The sequence below is a fragment of the Pseudarthrobacter woesei genome (assembly GCF_055412745.1).
On sequence record NZ_JBVAYU010000009.1, the window covers coordinates 55258 to 72488 of the forward strand.

Sequence of the window (17231 nt, forward strand, 5' to 3'; positions counted from 1 at the left end):
AACTTCCCCGGGATTTCGGCAAAAACAGCCGGAAGTACTCAGTGAGCTTATGAATCCGCGGTATCCTCCCGCTGCCGCCGAAAAAAACCGGGCGTGGCGTGCCCCGATTTTGTGTCTCAAGTTGATTATTATCCCCGCCGTGGCTTGACTCCGTGATACTTACACACGTGTAATTAGGTATCGAAAGCCAATGCGCAGAAACCGGCACACAACCGAGTGTCCAAGTGTCAGGCAAAGGCTGCAAAATCAGAGAGGGAACGCCAATGGGGCTAGCAGAGCGTATCCATGAAGATGCCGTCGTTGCCGGCCAGGCCACGGCGAAATACCGTTCGCGCGGGGTGCCGAGTGACTGGTACGTAGATCCGGCCGATCCGGACGCAGCAGACCGTTACAACGAACACACCCGAGACTCCCTGCAGGATGCGGCCACCGCCTTCCTCGCAGCGCACGATGAACTTCTGGCCGGACCGGACCAGGAGAACGATCTCCACGATCCGCCGATGGAACTGCAGACGCTCCACGCAGGCACCACCGCGCAGCCGGTCTGGATCGGATTGCCCTCCCAGCAGGACTTCGACGATGAAGGCGAGCTCGGATGGCAGACGGATGCGCTGTGTGCGCAGACGGACCCGGAGGCATTCTTCCCCGAGAAGGGCGGCTCCACCCGCGACGCCAAGAAGGTCTGCGGGGCGTGTAATGTGCGTTCGCAGTGCCTCGAATACGCCTTGTCCAACGACGAGCGGTTCGGTATCTGGGGTGGCCTCTCCGAGCGCGAGCGGCGCCGGCTTAGGAAGCGAGCGATCTAATTCTTCAGGAAGTACGAGTCACCGCCGTCGTGGTCTCCCACGACGGCGGAGACTTTCTCCCCAGGACCCTCGCGGCGCTGGCGGGCCAGACCCGGCCTGCCGATGCCCTCATCGGGGTGGACACCGGCTCCCGTGACCACTCGGCAGCCCTCCTCGAACAGGCTTTCGGCAAGGCCAACGTCACCGTTTTAGACCAGGCCAGAAGCGGCATGGGCGGCGCGGCCAGGGCCGGGCTCAGTGCCCTCGCGCCCTGGCGCGCCCCCCTCGGGACGGCGCCGGACGGCAGCGGCCCGGTCTCCGAATGGATCTGGCTCCTGCACGACGACGCCGCACCGGCCCCCGAGGCTCTCGCCGAACTGCTGCAGGCCGTGGAGCGGGCACCGTCCGTCACCGTGGCCGGCTGCAAGCAGCTGGACTGGGACGCCGAACGGCGACTGATCGACGTGGGACTCTCCACCAGCCGCTGGGCTGAGCGGCTGACGCTCATCGACGCCGACGAACTGGACCAGGGGCAGTACGACGGCCGCAGCGACACCTTCGCGGTCAACTCCGCCGGCATGCTGGTCCGCCGCGATGTCTGGGAAGACCTCGGCGGCTTCGACCCTGCGCTCCCGGGCAGCGGCGACGACGTCGACTTCTGCTGGCGCAACCGGCTCGCCGGACACCGCGTTGTGGTAGTGCCCAGCGCCAGGATGTTCCACGTGTCCCACCGTCCGCATGCCCTGGGCAATGCGACGGCGGCCCGCAAAGCCCAGGTCTACCTGCGGCTGAAGCATTCCGCTGCCTGGAAGGTGCCGCTGCACGCCATGGGCGCCCTGCTGGGGAGCCTCTTCAAACTCGTCCTGAGCATCGCGGTCAAAGACCCGGGGCACGGGTTTTCCCAGCTGCTGGCGACATTCGCCGCACTGGGACGGCCCGCCGCCGTCGTCCGGGGCCGGCGCAATGCCGCCCGGACCCGGCGGATCCGCCGTTCCGTCATCAAGGGGCTGCAGACGTCCCGGCGTGAGGTCTGGGCCCACCGGCGCTCCCTGATGGAGGCCCTCGGCAGCGACGACCCGGGAGAGGGACTCTCCGGCCACGACCCTTTGGCCGACCAGCCCAGCGGCGACTCTGCCGACGACTTCGCAGCCCTGACCACCTCCGAGCGCGGCTGGGTGGGCAACGGCGCACTGCTCGCCGTGCTCCTCACCGCCGCGGTGTCCCTGTTCGGCCTGCTGAGCCTGTTGCGGGCCGAGGCGGTCTCGGGAGGCGCCCTGATCCCGGCCTCCCTCCGGCTGTCCGAGATCTGGAATCATGCGTCCGGCTGGTGGATCACCCTGGGCGCGGGGCTTCCCGGCCACGGCGACCCGTTCGGCTACATGCTGTGGGTCTTCGGTGTGCTTGGCGCTGGCGATGCCAACGGAGCCCTGATCTGGCTGCTGCTCCTGGCCATGCCGCTATCCGCCCTCGGGGCCTGGTTCGCGGCCGGCGCCCTCACCCAGCGGCGCCGCCTCCGCCTGGTCGCCGCCTTCGTCTGGGCCGGCGCGCCGGCCCTTCAGGTGGCACTCAACCAGGGGCGTGTGGGTGCGCTGCTGGCCCACCTCATGATCCCCCTGCTGGCGCTCGCGCTGTTGCGGGCCACCGGTACCGCCGCCGGCCGCGGCCGCTATGCGGTTCCCGCCCCGGGAGAGCGGCGTTTCACCGAGACACCGCCAGCCAAACCAGGGATTAACGGCACACCCTCGTGGACCGCCGCGGCCGCAGCCGGACTCGCGCTGGCCGTCGTCACGGCGGCAGCGCCGTCCCTGCTGGTGCCTTCCTTCATCCTGGTGACGCTCTGCGGCGTCCTCCTGGGCCGCCGCGGCCGGACCATCTGGTGGGCGCTGCTGCCCAGCCTCGCGTTGTTCGTGCCGTTCCTGCTCTCCACCCTCGACCGGCCACGGGCCCTGCTCGCCGACCCCGGACTGCCGCTGGGCTTTGACGCGGCCCCGCTCTGGCAGCAGGCGCTGGGCCAGCCGCTGCGCTTCGCGGCCGGCGGCGGCCTCACTGGACTCCCGGTATTCGGCGGTTCCGCCGGGACACCGGCTGTGCCGTGGGCACTGCTGCTTGCCTTGCTGATCGGCGCGCCTGTCCTGCTGCTGGCCCTCGCCGCCTTGTTCCTGCCGGGCCGGCGCGTCAGGATTGCCCGCAGCCTATGGGCCGCCGCGGTCCTGATGCTGGCCGGCGGCTGGCTGGCCGGACACCTCGCGACCGGCGTCAGCGCCAGTAGCCTGGTCAACCCGTTCACCGGGCCCGCAGTGTCCGCGGCCGTGTTCGCCGTCCTGGCGGCGGCGCTGATCGGCGCCGAGAGCCTGCTGGACTCCGCCGACCGGGCCGCCGCGGCGACGACCGGCCGCAAGATCCTGATCCGGTCCACCGCGGTCACGGCCATGGTCCTGCTGCTCGCCGGACCGCTCGGCGGACTTACCGTGTGGGCCGCGCAGAACCTCGTGCAGCCCGCCGCACCGGAAGCAACCGCCGCGGAGACCGCTGTTTCCGAGGCATCCCGTGCCGCAGCGGCCGGCGGGCTCGGCATACCGCGGCTGGTGCAGCCCACCAAGTCCCGTACCCTCCCGGCCACGGCGATCGACCGTGGCGAAGGACCGGAGCAAGCCCGGACCTTGCTCATCTCCACCGGCGAGAACGGGGCGTATAACGCGTCCCTCATGCGCGGGGCAGGGACAACCCTCGATGCGCTCTCGGCCATCGCCGCCGCGCGTCCGGTCATGGGGGAGCCCGGACGCGAGACAGTCCGCGACGACGACGCCGTCGCCGGTTCCCTCCGCGGCGTGGTCGCCACGATCGTGGCCGGTCAGGGCGTTGACCCGCGCGAAGACCTGGAACGGCTCGGGGTCGGTTTCGTGGTCCTGCGGGCCACGGACACCGCAGCCCAGCTGACGGCGAGCCGGATGGACGCCGTCCCCGGACTCGTCGCTGTCGGCAAGACGGACGTCGGCTGGCTCTGGCGGATCAGCCCGCTGAACCAGCCGGTGATCAAGGCAGCCGACGTCGCGCACCGTGTACGGATCGTCGACGGCGCCGGCGCCACCGTCGGCTTTGTCCCCTCCGATGCAGTCTCCGCCGATACCGCGGTGCCTGCCGGGCCGGAAGGACGCCTCGTCGTCCTGGCCGAGCGTGCCGATCCGGGCTGGAGCGCCTGGCTTGACGGCCGGCGCCTGACCGCCACAAGCTCGGACTGGGCGCAGGCGTTCACGCTGCCCGCCCAGGGCGGCCAGTTGAGCCTCCGCTACGAATCCCCGTGGGCCCTCTGGGCCGGAATCGGCCAGGCCGTCGTGATCGGCCTGACCGTGCTGCTGGCCATCCCCATGCCTGCCCGCCGTCCGAACACCGGCCTCTCCAGGGACGAAGGCTCCCTGCGTAAGGAACACCAGCATGCATAAGGACAACAACGCCAGCGCGGACGACAGGCTGAACGCCGCCGCGAACTCCGCCGCAACACCGCCTGAGCCGGCCACCCCGCCGGCAGGCGGCACACCCGTCCCGCGGCTGTCGCGGCTGTCGCGGCTGTCGCAGCTGAAGGCGCTTCCGCGCGGCGGCCGGGCGGCCGGAGTCCTGTCCGCCCTCGTCCTGGTCGCCGCCGGCGGCGGGCTCGTATCGGCGATGGCACTCTCACCCCAGGGATCCGCCAGTAGCCGGCAGCTTGAGGTGCCGCTGGCATCCGTGCCCGCCGGCAGCAGCATCGGCGTGTGTCCCGGGCCGGCCCGGCTGCTGGAAGGCACTCCGGTGGGCACCGATCCGCAATTCAGTCCGGAATCGGCCACCGCCAATAGCCTCGTCAACGCCGTCGTGCTCAGCTCAAGCGCGGGGGTCCTGCCCGGCAGCCGGCTGTCCTCGCTCAAGGGCAGCACCCTCGTGGAGCTCGCCAAGGGCACCCCGGCCTCGGGCCCGCCTGGCCCGGCGGCGTCTACTGCCAGGCCTGCCGCCGGACCGCCCGTGCTGCTGGCGGGCGTGGTGGCCCAGCGTGGCGTCGACGCCGTGAGCGTCCTCAGCGCCGACGCCCTGGCGGACCGGCAGGCCTCAGCGGGCGCCGTCATGAGCTACACCGCCAGCGACGGCGACCTGCGCGGCTCGGCGGCTGCCGCCTGCCAGCAGCCGGCCAACGATCTGTGGCTCGTCGGCGCGAACACCGCTGTCGGCCGGACAGCCGTTCTCAACCTCAGCAACGCCTCCAGCACGCCGGCCACCGTCAGCCTGGACCTTTACGGCGCAAAGGGCCCTATCCAGGCCCCGGGCAGCCGCGGGCTCCTCGTGGCACCGGGCAGCACCCGCTCCATTATCCTGGCCGGTCTGGCCCCGGGGCAGGAACGCCTCGGCGTCCGCGTGCGAAGTGCCGGCGGCCCCGTCGCCGCGGTGATCCAGCAGAGTGTGCTGCGCGGGCTCACACCCGGCGGCGTCGACTTCATTGCCCCGGGCACGGCGCCGGCGATCCGCCAGGTCATCTCCGGTGTCGATGTCCAGGACCCCGCCGGACTCGCGTCGCTCACCGCGAAATTCGGCTTCGCCGATGCCGCACCGGCCCTGCAGATCACGGTGCCCGGCTCCGCCGACGCCGTCGTTGCGATCAAGATCTACGGGCGCGACGGCCAGAAGCCACTGCCGGGCGGCGGCGTCGTCACGGCCAAGGCCGGCACCGTCACCGAAGTCCCGCTGGCCGGCATTCCGGCCGGTCCCTACACCGTGGCGTTGAGTTCGGACGTCTCTTTCGCCGCCGCCGCCCGTGTCACGAGGGGAGCCAAGGCTGAGGACGCCTCCGACCTCGCCTGGTCGCCGGCCTCGGCCAGGCTCGGAAGCCAGCACGTCGTCCCCGTGCCCGGTGCGGGGGACCGGTTCCTCGTGTTTGGGGCGCCGGAAGGCCGCGCCAAGATCTCCTATACCCCGATCACCGCGGACGGGAAGATCCGGTCCGCGGCGGTCGCCGATATCGCCGGCGGCACCACGGCATCCATCAAGATCCCGGCCGACGTCGAAGGCTCGCCGATCGTCGGCTATCTGGTGTCTTCCGCGGGTGACCCGGCCTATGGTGCCGTGCTGCTGCAGCAGGACGGCAAGCAGGACGTGTCGACTATCGCGGTCGCCCCGGGGGCGGCAGGGCAGGAACAGGTGCCGGTCACGCTGGGGTACTAGCGTGAATTTTCGTTGGTTCGTCGGGGTTTAGATCCAGGTGTGGGATGGCCAGGCTCAGGGACATGCCCCGCGCCGGGACCAGCGGGTGGACATGTTTCGGATATGTCCGGTCCCGGGTGAGGGGACTGGGCATGTCCTCCCGCGGAGCAGCGCGGTTCCCCGCAGCCGGACATACCCAACGCCTGACCCACCCAACGCCTGACCCACCCAACGGCTGGCCCACCCAACGCCTGGCCCGACCAGCCCCACGCGCCCATGCCGTGACGGTCCTTCCCGGTTGCTTCGGCACCCGGTGCCAAACACGCGCGGGAATCCGGGCTTTGCCCGGGCCGGCAAGCCGCCGGCCGGCGGGCAACCGGGAAGGAGCGCGGCAGGGAAGGAGCGCGGTAGCTGGCTGCCTGCACCCGGCCGCGTAAACGAAAGATGCCCTCTGGCCAGGACATGCCCCGCGCCGCGGCCGGCACGGGGACATCTTCCGGTTATGTCCTGTCCCGGGTGCGACGAATGGGCATGTCCTCCCGACGCGAAAAGGTCCTGGCCCCGCACGAACCCCCGACGAACTAACGAAAATGACCACTGGTCACGGCGGGTATGGCTGAGCGCCGGGAGGTCGGCCGGTACAGCTAGTAACGGCGGCGGTACACCGGGTCCAGTGATTCGGGCGGCACGCCGAGCATCTCGGCCGTGTGCTCCACGACGACGTCGTGCACGAGGTCCTGGAGCTCCTCCCGGCTGCCGCAGCCCTGCTCGACAACACGCCGGTACAGCGTGATCACCGGGCCCTCCTCCGCCGTCGCCGGCGCATAGGAGCCCATCGGAGCCGGGGTGCCGTCCGCCACGAGCCGTTCCAGGCCCGGCGGGATCTCGTCCACGGCAAACCGGACGCCGTCCAGCGGTTTGCCCCAGATATCGTGCAGCCGCTGGGCCGAGTCCAGCACAAAATCGTCGAAACGGTCCGAGCGGGTCCGGTAGCCGGGCAGGGTGGGCAGCATGAGCTCGCCGCGTAGACCCCTGCCGTGCCTGTTCCTGCGGCGCTGGCGGAAGCCTCTCGGCTCGACGGCCAGGCCTGAGGGGCCGGACGCGGAACCGGCATCATGATGTCCGGCGTCGGGGTCAGCCATCCGGACCGTAAAACCCGGATCTTGGCGCGATGACTGCATATCTCGACTCTAAACCCGGCGGATGATTTACGCGATATGGGCTCCCCGACCCGCCGTCAGCGCGTCGGACGGCAGCCGACGGGCTGGGGGAGTAGTCTGTGATGTCGTGGGTGCAATTCGTCTTTGTTCAAGATCAGCCTGCCGCAATTCGGCGGTGGCCACTTTGACGTACGTCTATGCCGACTCCACCGCCGTCCTGGGACCGCTGGCAACGTACGCCGAACCGCACTGTTACGACCTGTGCGAACAGCACGCCGGTTCGCTGACCGTCCCGCGCGGTTGGGAAGTGTTGCGGCTCGCCATGCCGGCTGTCCCCGCCGGGCCCGGGCCCGATGACCTGCTGGCGCTGGCCAATGCCGTCCGTGAGGCCGCCGTCCGGCCCACCGTCCCGGAACCTGGCCAGGGGCAGCGCAGCGTGCACGCCGCGCTGGAGGCACCGGCCGCCGCCGAAGGCACCCGCCGGGGGCACCTGCGCATCCTGCGCGAACCTTCCTGAGCCGCAAGTGGCGGTAGGCTGGGAACTGCAAAATCCGTCAGCCGCCGGCGCCTGCTGCGGCGCCCACCAGGGAGCGTTCACCATGCCGAAGATCAGTGCCGAACTGTTGTCTGTCCTGAGATGCCCCGTCACCGGGTCCGCACTGGTGCAGGACGGCGAGGAACTCGTCACCACCACGGCGGATGAGAACGGTCAGAAGCTGCGCTACAGGATCGAAGACGGCATCCCCCTGCTGCTGCCGCCGGAGCTGCTCCCCGCCGCCGCCGCGGCACCCGCCGATCAGCACGACGCCGGCCGGCACGATGCAGTCAGGCACGGCGCCGGGCTCCGCTCCGCCGAATAGTCACCGCACGGCCCCATCGGTCCGCCCTCCGGCACCGAACTACTTTCTAGTCACCGTCAAACAAGGTCACCGACCTCCCAGCCGGCTACAACAAAGGATTTACATGACTTTCGATTACAAGATTGCGGACATCTCCCTGGCCGAGGCGGGCCGCCATCAGATCCGCCTCGCCGAGCACGAAATGCCCGGACTCATGTCCCTGCGCGAGGAGTTCGGCGCCAGCCAGCCGCTCAAGGGTGCCCGCATCGCCGGCTCCCTTCACATGACGGTCCAGACCGCCGTGCTGATCGAGACTCTCACCGCCCTCGGCGCCGAGGTCCGCTGGGCTTCCTGCAACATTTTCTCCACCCAGGACGAAGCCGCCGCCGCCGTCGTGGTCGGCAACGGAACGGTCGAGGATCCGCAGGGTGTTCCCGTGTTCGCCTGGAAGGGCGAGACGCTCGAGGAATACTGGTGGACCGCCCAGCAGATCCTGGCCTGGCCCGGCGCGGACAGCAACCCGGACCTGGGCCCGAACATGATCCTCGACGACGGTGGCGACGCCACCATGCTGGTGCACAAGGGCGCCGACGTCGAAGCCCTCGGCGCCGTGCCGTCCGCCGCCGCGGACGAGTCCGAAGAAGGCCGCGTCTTCCTCGAGGTGCTGCGCGCCTCGCTGCAGGAGGACCCGCAGAAGTGGACCCGCATCGGCTCCCGCCTGCTCGGCGTCACCGAGGAAACCACCACCGGCGTCCACCGCCTCTACCAGCTCGCAGAGCAGGGCAAGCTGCTGTTCCCGGCGATCAACGTCAACGACTCCGTCACCAAGAGCAAGTTCGACAACAAATACGGCATCCGCCACTCCCTGCCGGACGGCATCAACCGCGCCACCGACGTGCTGATGGGCGGCAAAGTCGCCGTCGTCTGCGGTTACGGCGACGTCGGCAAGGGCGCCGCGGAGGCGTTCCGCGGCCAGGGCTCGCGGGTGATTGTCACCGAGATCGACCCGATCTGCGCGCTCCAGGCGGCCATGGACGGCTACCAGGTCGCGAAGCTGGAATCCGTCCTCAGCGAGGGCCACATCTTCATCACCACCACGGGCAACAAAGACGTCATCATGGCCGAGCACATGGCCGGCATGCGGGACAAGGCCATCGTGGGCAACATCGGCCATTTCGACAACGAGATCGACATGGCCGGCCTGGCCCGGATTCCCGGCATCACGAAGGTCGAGATCAAGCCCCAGGTGCACGAGTGGGTGCTCGACGCCGGGACCGGTCAAGAGCGCTCCATCATCGTCCTCTCCGAGGGCCGGCTGCTGAACCTCGGCAACGCCACCGGACACCCGTCCTTCGTTATGAGCAACTCCTTCGCGAACCAGACCATTGCGCAGATCGAGCTGTTCACGAAGCGCGACCAGCCCGAGGGGGAGCGCGAGTACGACAAGCAGGTGTACGTGCTGCCGAAGATCCTCGACGAGAAGGTGGCCCGGCTGCACCTGGACGCCCTCGGCGTTGAATTGACCGAGCTGTCCAAGGACCAGGCCGAGTACCTGGACCTCGACGTGGCCGGACCGTACAAGCCGGAGCACTACCGCTACTAGGATCCGAGCAGCGGCTTCACGACGGCGGCGTACCCGCACACGCAGGCGGCCACGGGAAGCCGGCCACCTGGAGGGCCCCGAACTACGGTCCGGGGCTCTCTTTGTGACCTGATCGTGGCGTACGCAACGGCGGGCCGCGCCGAATGTTCACTTATGCTGGCATAGGGGCATCGTGAGCTCTGATGTGGGCTGGTAGGAAAAAAGCAGTGGGGGAACACAGGAAGTGGCTATGACTGAAGACAGCGGTCGTCGACGACGGCAGCCCGTACGCCGCACGCGCAGCGCCGGCAAGATGCTCGCCGTTCTCGCGCTCTGCGCCGTCGTCGGCGCCGGCGGAATCGGCATCGCGACGGCTCCCGGCCGGGCCGAAGCCAAGATGCCCTCGGAATCGTCGGCGCCGATGCGGAACGTCTCCGGCCTCGCTGCCCCGGTGGTGAAACCCGTTGAACTCGGTGTGACCCCGAGCGACGGCGCCAAGGGCGTCAACCCCGCGGCCCTGCCCTCGGTCAAGGCCGTCAACGGCGTCGTGAAAGACGTCGTGCTGGAGCCCGCGTCCGGCGGCGACCCGGTTCCCGGAACAACCGGTCCCGACGGCTCGACCTGGACGGCGGAGGATCCGCTCGAATTCGACACCAAGTACAAGTACAGCTTTACCATCGTCGACCAAGCCGGCCGGGAGACGAAGAAAACGCAGGCATTCGCCACCGTCGCCAAGGCCAACGAGGCCGACGCCGCCGTGTACCCGCTCAACGGCACGACCGTTGGCGCCGGACAACCCATCGAGATTGTCTTCAGCGAGCCGGTGCTGAACAAGGAGGCCATGGAGAAAGCGGTCACCGTGACGGTCTCCTCCGGCCAAGCCGTGGCCTGGCGCTGGTATTCGGACCGGCGCGTCCGGATCCGGCCCGAAGCATTCTGGGCCCCGAACAGCCAGATCGCCGTGGACCTGAAACTCTTCGGCGTGGACTTCGGCAATAAAATGATCGGCAACTCCGACGTCAAGGTGTCGTTCAAGGTGGGGACGCAGCGCCTCGCCGTCGTCGATGACATCACAAAAACGATGAACGTCTACTTCGACGGGCAGTTGGTCCGGACCGCCCCGGTAACGTTAGGCGGCGCGGACTGGCTCTCACCCTCCGGCTTCGCCGTCATCATGGAGCAGGAACGCAACTCCAAGTTCAACGCCGGCAGCATCGGCCTGAAGCCCGGCGACAAGGGCTACTACCCGCCACTGACCGTGGAATACGCGAACCGGCTGACCACCTCCGGCGTTTACGTCCATCAGGCCCTCGAATCGGCCTGGGGTGCGGTCGGCAGGGTCAATGTCTCGCACGGCTGTGTCGGGCTGCTCCCGGCCGACGCCGCGTGGTTCTTCAACAATATGAAGACCGGCGACGTGGTGCAGACACTCAACACCGGCGCGGCGCCGGTGGAGCCGCTGGAAGGCTTCGGTGACTGGAACATCCCCTGGGCGCAGTACGCCAAACGCTGAGCCAGCCGGCTGCACGGAAATAGCCGCCCGAATCCCCGCGGCCATCGGGGTGGCATCTCGCCGGGCCCGAGGCTCTGGCGGTAGGCTCTGAGGCAGATATATAGTGTTGCCCGGCTCAGGCCCGGCGGCGCGGAAGCCTACGGAAGCGAAGCGCAGTGACTGACAAGAGTCCCACCCCTCCGAACCGGCAGGATCCGCAGCTGGATCCGGCCGACGACTCCGACGAACCCGCCTTCGACTGGATGGGGCCCTCCTCCGCAGGCAAGGGTTCCGGTGCGGCCGCCGAGAGTACGCTTGCCGGCACCCCGGCCGGCGCCGGTACTGCGGCCCCGGCCGGCGCGTCTGAATCCGCGGTACCGGACGCGGCAGAACCCGAGACCACGACGCCGGAAGCCGCCACCCCGGTCCGCCGCCAGCCGGGCGGCCGTGCCGACCGCCGGGCCGCGGAAGCCGCCGTCGAATCGCCCCGCAGGCGGACAGACAGCGGAATGGACCAGGGACTGGATGGCGGGAGCGGCGCGGTCTTTAGCGAACCGCTCCCCACCTCGGCGCTGCAGATCCGGCCTCCGCAGGAGGAGGTGGAGCGCCGGAACGCCGAACGCGAGCACGCGGCAAACGCCAAGCCCGTCGCCCCGCGGGTCATGCAGGTCCTGCTGGCCGTCTGCTTCCCGATCATTCTGCTGGTGCTGGCCGTCCGCGCCGTCGCCAGCCCCCTGTTCCTCTGGGTGGAGTACAACCGCCCGGGCTTCCCCGGTGACGGCTACGGCTTCAGCACGGATGACCGTATGACCTACGGTTCCTACGCGGTGGACTATCTCAGCAACTGGTCCGGCCCGCGCTACCTCGGCGAGCTGGTCAACCGCGGCGGGGACAAGCTCTTCAAGGACGGCGAAGTCAGCCATATGGCCGACGTCAAGCTCGTCATCCTGTCCGCATTCGGGGCCGGAACCCTGCTTATCCTGCTGAGCCTGGTCGCCGTGATCTATCTGCGGCGCCGCAGCACCGGGGGTGTGCGCCGCGGCATGTTCGCCGGCTCGATTGTCACCCTCGCGATCATCACCGGGCTCGGAGCCCTCGCCGTGCTCGGCTGGGAGCAGTTCTTCACCCAGTTCCATGCTGTCTTCTTCGCCAACGGCACCTGGACGTTTTCCCTGCAGGACACGCTGATCCGGCTGTTCCCGGGCCAGTTCTGGGTTGACGGGGGCATCGTGATCGGCGGGCTCGTCCTGCTCGCCTCGCTCGTCACCTTGATCCTCACCTGGCCGACGCGCAAGCGCCGCGGCCTGCCGAAGCGGGGAACGGTCGACGGCGGCCCTGCCGTGGACGCGGCGGCAGCTGCGGACGCCCCAGCGGAGGATGCGGCCGATCCCGCCGCGGTGAAGGGTTCACGTTTCCGGCGGGCCAGGGCCCGGAAGGCCGACGCCGAGGCTGAAAGCGGCGCACAGGGCGCCCCGGCTGTTGAGGGCACATCGGTGGAAGACTCCACCGATGCGACCGGCGGCCGGCACTTCTCCGACAAGCCGCGGAACGCAGCGGGCGACGCAGCGGGCGACGCCGCAGCGACTCAGCCCGGCGCGGATGGCCGGCCGGCCCGGGGGCAGTCCAGCTCCGTCTAAGCCTCGATCCGCCGATGGTGCCTGCGCCTCCGGGCCCGGCACCATCGGTGGTTCGCCGGCGGCGGCGCACTGACTGCTGACACGGTTTTCGGTGCGGGCCTGTAGTACAGGATGCCGCGTCTCCGTCCTGACCCGCCGGAATCGAGGTCAGGACGGGGTGAAGAGGCTCAGCGAGACTGTTCCCGCCGGCGGCAAAAAGACAGGCCTAAAGTCCTTAGCCTGCGGCAAGATCGAGGGTTATCCTTTAGACGTATCTTGGACATCGCGTTCCGGGAGTTGCAGCGCTCCGGCGTTCCTCCCGTCCGATGCATGCAGGGAACGGCATGCATCCCACCACTGGTGACTTGTAGACATCCTGATGGAGCTGACATGGGCAGCGTGGGTTTGCTTTACGTAGGGGCGGTCCTGTTTATCAACGGGCTGATGCTCTTGGGGGTCATCCCGGGCAAGTCGGCCGCTATTCTGAACTTCTTCGTTGGCACCATGCAGGTGGTCTTCCCGACGATCATCATCCTCCAGGCCAACGGTGACCCGTCCGTCATTTTCGGCGCGGCCGGGCTCTACCTTTTCGGCTTCACCTACCTTTACGTAGGCGTCCTGCAGATGACCGGCATCAGCGGCGAAGGCCTGGGATGGTTTTCGCTGTTTGTCGCCGCCTGCGCCGTCGTCATCGGGGTCCTGCAGTTCACCCTGGTAGCAGATCCGGTCTTCGGTGTCATCTGGTTCGTGTGGGCCGTGCTCTGGTTCCTGTTCTTCCTCGTCCTCGGCCTGCACAAGGAGTCGCTGACGCGGATGACGGGTTGGTTCACGGTGTTCATCAGCCACCTGACGGGGACCATTCCGGCGTTCTTCCTGCTCCTTGGCCGCTACGAGACCAACAACATCTATGCGGCCCTGGTGGCGGCGCTGGCCGCGGTCTCCCTGGCGGCCGCCTACTTCCTGGGCCGGAAGACGATGCGGACCAGTACCCAAACCGGCCAGGTCCCGAACGTGGCCCGGCCAGCCTGACCTGCCCGCCTGACATTGCTGTACGGGGAACAGAGAGGAACCGGTCCGTGGCCACCTATGAGTACCGCTGCTCCGACGGCTCGCTTTTCGAAGTGCGCCACCCCATCGGGGAGGCCCCGGACACCCTGGCCTGCCCCTCATGCGGTGAGCCGTCCCGCCGGGTATTCAGTGCACCGCACCTTTCCCGGGCCGGGTCACCGGTTTTCCGGCTCATTGACTCCACCAATCGCAGTGCGGCTGAACCTGAGATCGTGAACTCTCGGATTCCAGGCGGCCCCAGGCGCGTCCAGCCATATTCATCCAACCCGTTACATCGGAAACTGCCGCGACCCTAACCGGCTCTGAAGCGGCGCCCAGTCAAAGGAGATGAAATGCCAGCCAAGATATTTCCCCTGGATTCCAGCAAGAAATTCGAGGATCAGGAAAAGATCGGGCACAACCGATGGCACCCGGAAATTCCTCCCGTCGCAACGGTCAAGCCCGGTGATTCCTTCCGGGTAGACTGCCGCGAATGGTTCGACGGTGCGATCGTGAATGACGACTCCGCCGAGGACATCCTCAATGCCCCGCTGCTGACCGTTCACAAACTCAGCGGTCCCTTCGCCGTCGAGGGCGCCAGGCCCGGCGATCTGCTGGTGGTAGATATCCTGGACGTCGGTCCCATCCCGCAGGAGGACTCCGGTCCGCTCGCCGGACAGGGCTGGGGCTACACCGGCATCTTCGCGACCAGCAACGGCGGCGGTTTCCTCACGGAACAGTTTCCCGACGCGTACAAGGCCATCTGGGACTTCACCGGCCAAATCGCGACATCCCGGCACGTCCCCGGTGTTTCCTTTACCGGTCTTATCCACCCTGGGCTGATGGGAACAGCCCCTTCGGCCCAGCTGCTCGCGAAATGGAACAAGCGCGAAGGCGACCTGATCGCCACGAACCCCAACAGGGTCCCTCCCCTTGCCCTTCCGCCTGAAGCCGAACATGCAGTCCTCGGACACCTCGCAGCTTCGGAATTCGACAGGGTGGCCGCGGAAGCTGCCAGGACCGCACCCCCGCGGGAAAACGGCGGAAACCAGGACATCAAGAACATGTCCAAGGGAACCCGCATCTTCTACCCTGTCTTCGTCGACGGGGCGAACCTCTCCATGGGTGACCTCCACTTCTCCCAAGGCGACGGCGAGATCACCTTCTGCGGGGCGATCGAGATGGGCGGCTTTATGGACCTCAGGGTGGACCTCATCAAGGGCGGCATGGAAACCTACGGGGTGAGCGAAAACGCCATCTTTATGCCCGGCAACGTTGACCCGCAATTCAGTCAGTGGCTGGCTTTTTCCGGCACCTCGGTGACCCTGGACGGCGAACAACGCTACCTCGACTCACACCTCTCCTACCAGCGGGCATGTCTCCACGCCATCGACTACCTGAGCAAATTCGGTTACAGCAGGGAGCAGGCCTACATCATCCTGGGTGCCGTACCCATCGAAGGACGCCTCTCCGGCGTCGTGGACATCCCGAACTCCTGTTCCACCGTCTACCTTCCGACGGCCGTCTTTGACTTCGATATACGACCCTCAGCAGCCGGCCCCCACAAAGTCGACCCAGGAATGGGAGTGCCAAAGGCCAGCAACAGATGAGCCGCCGCCGACCCAGGACACAACGGGACGATGAAGCAGCGTGAGACGGCCCGTCGTTGAGGCTTGCCTGTCGGCCCGGAACGGCGGCTTCAGCCATAGATCCGGTTGATATGCGCCTCGTAGTCCCGGACGACGGCGGCGCGCTTGAGTTTGAGTGAGGGCGTCAGGTGCCCGGATTCCACTGTGAAGTCGGCGTCCAAGATCACGAAGCTGCGGATGGACTCTGCTTTGGACACGAGCGAGTTCGCCTCGTCCACGATCCCCTGGATGGCCGCCCGGACCAGCTCATTGCCGGTCGCCTCGGCAGGGCTCATGGCGGCAACCTTGTGGGTGGCGCACCAGTTCTCGAGGCCTTCCGGATCCAGGTTGACGAGGGCCGAAACGAACGGCCGGCCGTCTCCGATCACGATGGCCTGCGCCACCAGCTGGTGTTCGCGGATCTTTTCCTCGAGCGGCCCGGGGGCGATGTTCTTGCCGCCGGCTGTCACCAGGAGGTCCTTCTTCCGTCCCGTGATCGTCAGGAAGCCGTCCTCGTCGAGGGACCCGAGGTCCCCGGTGCGGAAGAAGCCGTCCACAAACGCTTCGGCGTTGGCAGCGGCGTTGTTGTGGTAGCCCTGGAAGACGCCGATGCCCTTGACCAGGATCTCGCCGTCGTCGGCAATCCTGATGGTGGTCCCGGGCACGGGAATGCCGACGGTCCCCACCTTGGTCCGGGTCGGGGTGTTCGCCGTGCAGGGCGCCGTCGTCTCGGTGAGTCCATAGCCCTCGAGGACGGGAATGCCGGCTCCACGGAAGAAATGCGCGTCGTTTGAGCTCAGCGGACTCGCGCCGGAAACCGTGTAACGCAGCTGGCCGCCGAAGGCCTGCCGCAGCTTCGGGTACAGCAGCCGGTCGAAGACGGCATGCTTGGCGCGGGACACCAGGCCCGGACCGGGGGCCTGGCCCTGCGCGGCGGCATCCTGGGCCTTCGAATAGTCGATGGCGGCGGCGGCGGCCGCCTCGAACAACCGGGTCTTTCCGGCCAGGGCTGCCTTGTGCGCGGCGCCGGCGTAGACCTTCTCGAGGATCCGCGGCACCACCAGAAGGAACGTGGGCTTGAAGCTGCCCAGGTCCGCCAGCAGCTCCTTGGCATTGGAGGTGTGGCCCAGGGTGGTGCCGGCGCTCAGGCAGACCACCTGGACGGCGCGGGCAAGGACGTGGGCCAGCGGCAGGAACATCAGAGTCCTGGACCGGGGCTGCAACAGGAACTCGGGCAGGAACAGCACGATGTTCTTGGCCACGAGGGCGAAGTTCCCGTGCGTGATTTGGCAGCCCTTCGGCCGGCCGGTGGTGCCTGAGGTGTAGACAAGCGAGGCTACGTCGGCGAGTCCCGCCGCGGAGCGGTGCCGTTCCAGCTCGGCGTCGCCGACGCCGGCACCGGCCGCTGCGAGGCTGGCCAGGTTGGGGGCGCCGCCGTCGTAGTCCATCCGGACGACAGGGAGCATCCGGTCCCCGAGGATGCTGGAGCTGTCCAGAATGTCCTGGACGAGGGCTGCCGTGGCCTGGTTCTCGGCGAAAACGCGCCGTGCTCCGGAGTCGTGCAGGATCCACTCGACCTGCCCGGCGGAGGACGTTTCGTAGATGGGGACTGTGACACCGCCGGCAAACCAGATGGCAAAGTCAGCCACTGTCCATTCATAGCGGGTGGCGGACATAACGGCGACGGTTTCACCGGGGGTGATGCCGCCGGCGATCAGGCCCCTGGCCAGCGCCGTGACCTGGTCCAGGAACTGCTGGGCGGGGATATCGGCCCAGCCTGCGGGGCCCTTGCGGGAGTAGAGCGCATGCACCGGATCCTTGGCATGCTGCTCCAGGAGCAGATCCGTCACATTGCTGTCCGGGTCCAGCTCCACGAGCAGTCCCGTGCTTGCTTCTCTCACAGCCAAATCTCCGTTCCG

At 68.1% G+C, this 17231-nt stretch carries 13 protein-coding genes; 11 read left to right on the forward strand and 2 right to left on the reverse strand.

Translation table 11 applies throughout. From position 1 onward, the window contains the following. The first annotated feature begins 263 nt into the window (after positions 1-263). The 3 genes from ACZYZE_RS13840 to ACZYZE_RS13850 are packed head-to-tail and all read left to right on the forward strand — an operon-like array spanning position 264 to position 5969. A complete protein-coding gene (locus ACZYZE_RS13840) occupies positions 264-806 on the forward strand; it encodes a WhiB family transcriptional regulator (protein WP_463908238.1) in 543 nt (180 codons plus the stop codon). 29 nt (positions 807-835) lie between these two features. Beyond that, positions 836-4225, forward strand: a complete 3390-nt coding sequence (locus ACZYZE_RS13845; RefSeq protein ID WP_463908240.1) for a glycosyltransferase family 2 protein — start codon at positions 836-838, stop codon at positions 4223-4225. Beyond that, complete coding sequence (locus ACZYZE_RS13850) at positions 4218-5969, forward strand: DUF5719 family protein (RefSeq protein ID WP_463908242.1); 1752 nt, start codon at positions 4218-4220, stop codon at positions 5967-5969. The genes ACZYZE_RS13845 and ACZYZE_RS13850 overlap by 8 nt, the downstream gene beginning before the upstream one ends. 623 nt (positions 5970-6592) lie before the next feature. On the opposite strand, the gene ACZYZE_RS13855 is transcribed toward ACZYZE_RS13850, so the two are convergent. Continuing rightward, positions 6593-7129: a metallopeptidase family protein gene (locus ACZYZE_RS13855; protein WP_463908244.1), complete on the reverse strand. Its 537-nt coding sequence runs from the start codon at positions 7127-7129 to the stop codon at positions 6593-6595. 106 nt (positions 7130-7235) lie between these two features. On the opposite strand from ACZYZE_RS13855, the gene ACZYZE_RS13860 reads away from it, so the two are divergent. From ACZYZE_RS13860 to fmdA, 8 genes are all read left to right on the forward strand, one after another. Next, positions 7236-7625, forward strand: a complete 390-nt coding sequence (locus ACZYZE_RS13860; protein ID WP_463908245.1) for a DUF3499 domain-containing protein — start codon at positions 7236-7238, stop codon at positions 7623-7625. Between the two features lie 82 nt (positions 7626-7707). Continuing rightward, positions 7708-7968 (forward strand): Trm112 family protein, encoded by a 261-nt coding sequence (locus tag ACZYZE_RS13865; protein ID WP_463908247.1) that lies wholly within the window; start codon positions 7708-7710, stop codon positions 7966-7968. Positions 7969-8071: 103 nt separating this feature from the next. Next, positions 8072-9550, forward strand: a complete 1479-nt coding sequence (gene ahcY, locus ACZYZE_RS13870) for an adenosylhomocysteinase (RefSeq protein WP_459318346.1) — start codon at positions 8072-8074, stop codon at positions 9548-9550. A gap of 229 nt (positions 9551-9779) precedes the next feature. Continuing rightward, entirely contained in the window at positions 9780-11042 is a 1263-nt protein-coding gene (locus tag ACZYZE_RS13875; protein WP_459318347.1) for a L,D-transpeptidase, read from the forward strand. Between the two features lie 155 nt (positions 11043-11197). Then, the gene (locus ACZYZE_RS13880; protein ID WP_463908250.1) at positions 11198-12658 is read left to right on the forward strand and encodes a TIGR01906 family membrane protein; all 1461 of its coding nucleotides are present in this window, start codon (positions 11198-11200) and stop codon (positions 12656-12658) included. A 369-nt stretch (positions 12659-13027) separates the two neighbouring features. Beyond that, a complete protein-coding gene (locus tag ACZYZE_RS13885; protein ID WP_459318349.1) occupies positions 13028-13666 on the forward strand; it encodes an AmiS/UreI family transporter in 639 nt (212 codons plus the stop codon). Between the two features lie 47 nt (positions 13667-13713). Continuing rightward, the gene (locus tag ACZYZE_RS13890) at positions 13714-14001 is read left to right on the forward strand and encodes an FmdB family zinc ribbon protein (protein WP_459318350.1); all 288 of its coding nucleotides are present in this window, start codon (positions 13714-13716) and stop codon (positions 13999-14001) included. Positions 14002-14037: 36 nt separating this feature from the next. Further along, the gene (gene fmdA / locus ACZYZE_RS13895; protein WP_459318351.1) at positions 14038-15294 is read left to right on the forward strand and encodes a formamidase; all 1257 of its coding nucleotides are present in this window, start codon (positions 14038-14040) and stop codon (positions 15292-15294) included. 89 nt (positions 15295-15383) lie between these two features. Here fmdA and ACZYZE_RS13900 read toward each other — a convergent pair whose 3' ends face one another. Continuing rightward, positions 15384-17213, reverse strand: a complete 1830-nt coding sequence (locus ACZYZE_RS13900; protein WP_459318352.1) for an AMP-dependent synthetase/ligase — start codon at positions 17211-17213, stop codon at positions 15384-15386. Between the last annotated feature and the right edge of the window lie 18 nt (positions 17214-17231).

What these genes read in the sequence shown, in the direction of transcription:
- ACZYZE_RS13840 (WP_463908238.1), top strand. Translation starts at nt 264, where the DNA reads ATGGGGCTAGCAGAGCGTATCCATGAAGATGCCGTCGTTGCCGGCCAG.
- ACZYZE_RS13885 (WP_459318349.1), top strand. Translation starts at nt 13,028, where the DNA reads ATGGGCAGCGTGGGTTTGCTTTACGTAGGGGCGGTCCTGTTTATCAAC.
- ACZYZE_RS13855 (WP_463908244.1), bottom strand. Translation starts at nt 7,129, where the DNA reads ATGCAGTCATCGCGCCAAGATCCGGGTTTTACGGTCCGGATGGCTGAC.
- fmdA (WP_459318351.1), top strand. Translation starts at nt 14,038, where the DNA reads ATGCCAGCCAAGATATTTCCCCTGGATTCCAGCAAGAAATTCGAGGAT.
- ACZYZE_RS13875 (WP_459318347.1), top strand. Translation starts at nt 9,780, where the DNA reads ATGACTGAAGACAGCGGTCGTCGACGACGGCAGCCCGTACGCCGCACG.
- ahcY (WP_459318346.1), top strand. Translation starts at nt 8,072, where the DNA reads ATGACTTTCGATTACAAGATTGCGGACATCTCCCTGGCCGAGGCGGGC.
- ACZYZE_RS13850 (WP_463908242.1), top strand. Translation starts at nt 4,218, where the DNA reads ATGCATAAGGACAACAACGCCAGCGCGGACGACAGGCTGAACGCCGCC.
- ACZYZE_RS13865 (WP_463908247.1), top strand. Translation starts at nt 7,708, where the DNA reads ATGCCGAAGATCAGTGCCGAACTGTTGTCTGTCCTGAGATGCCCCGTC.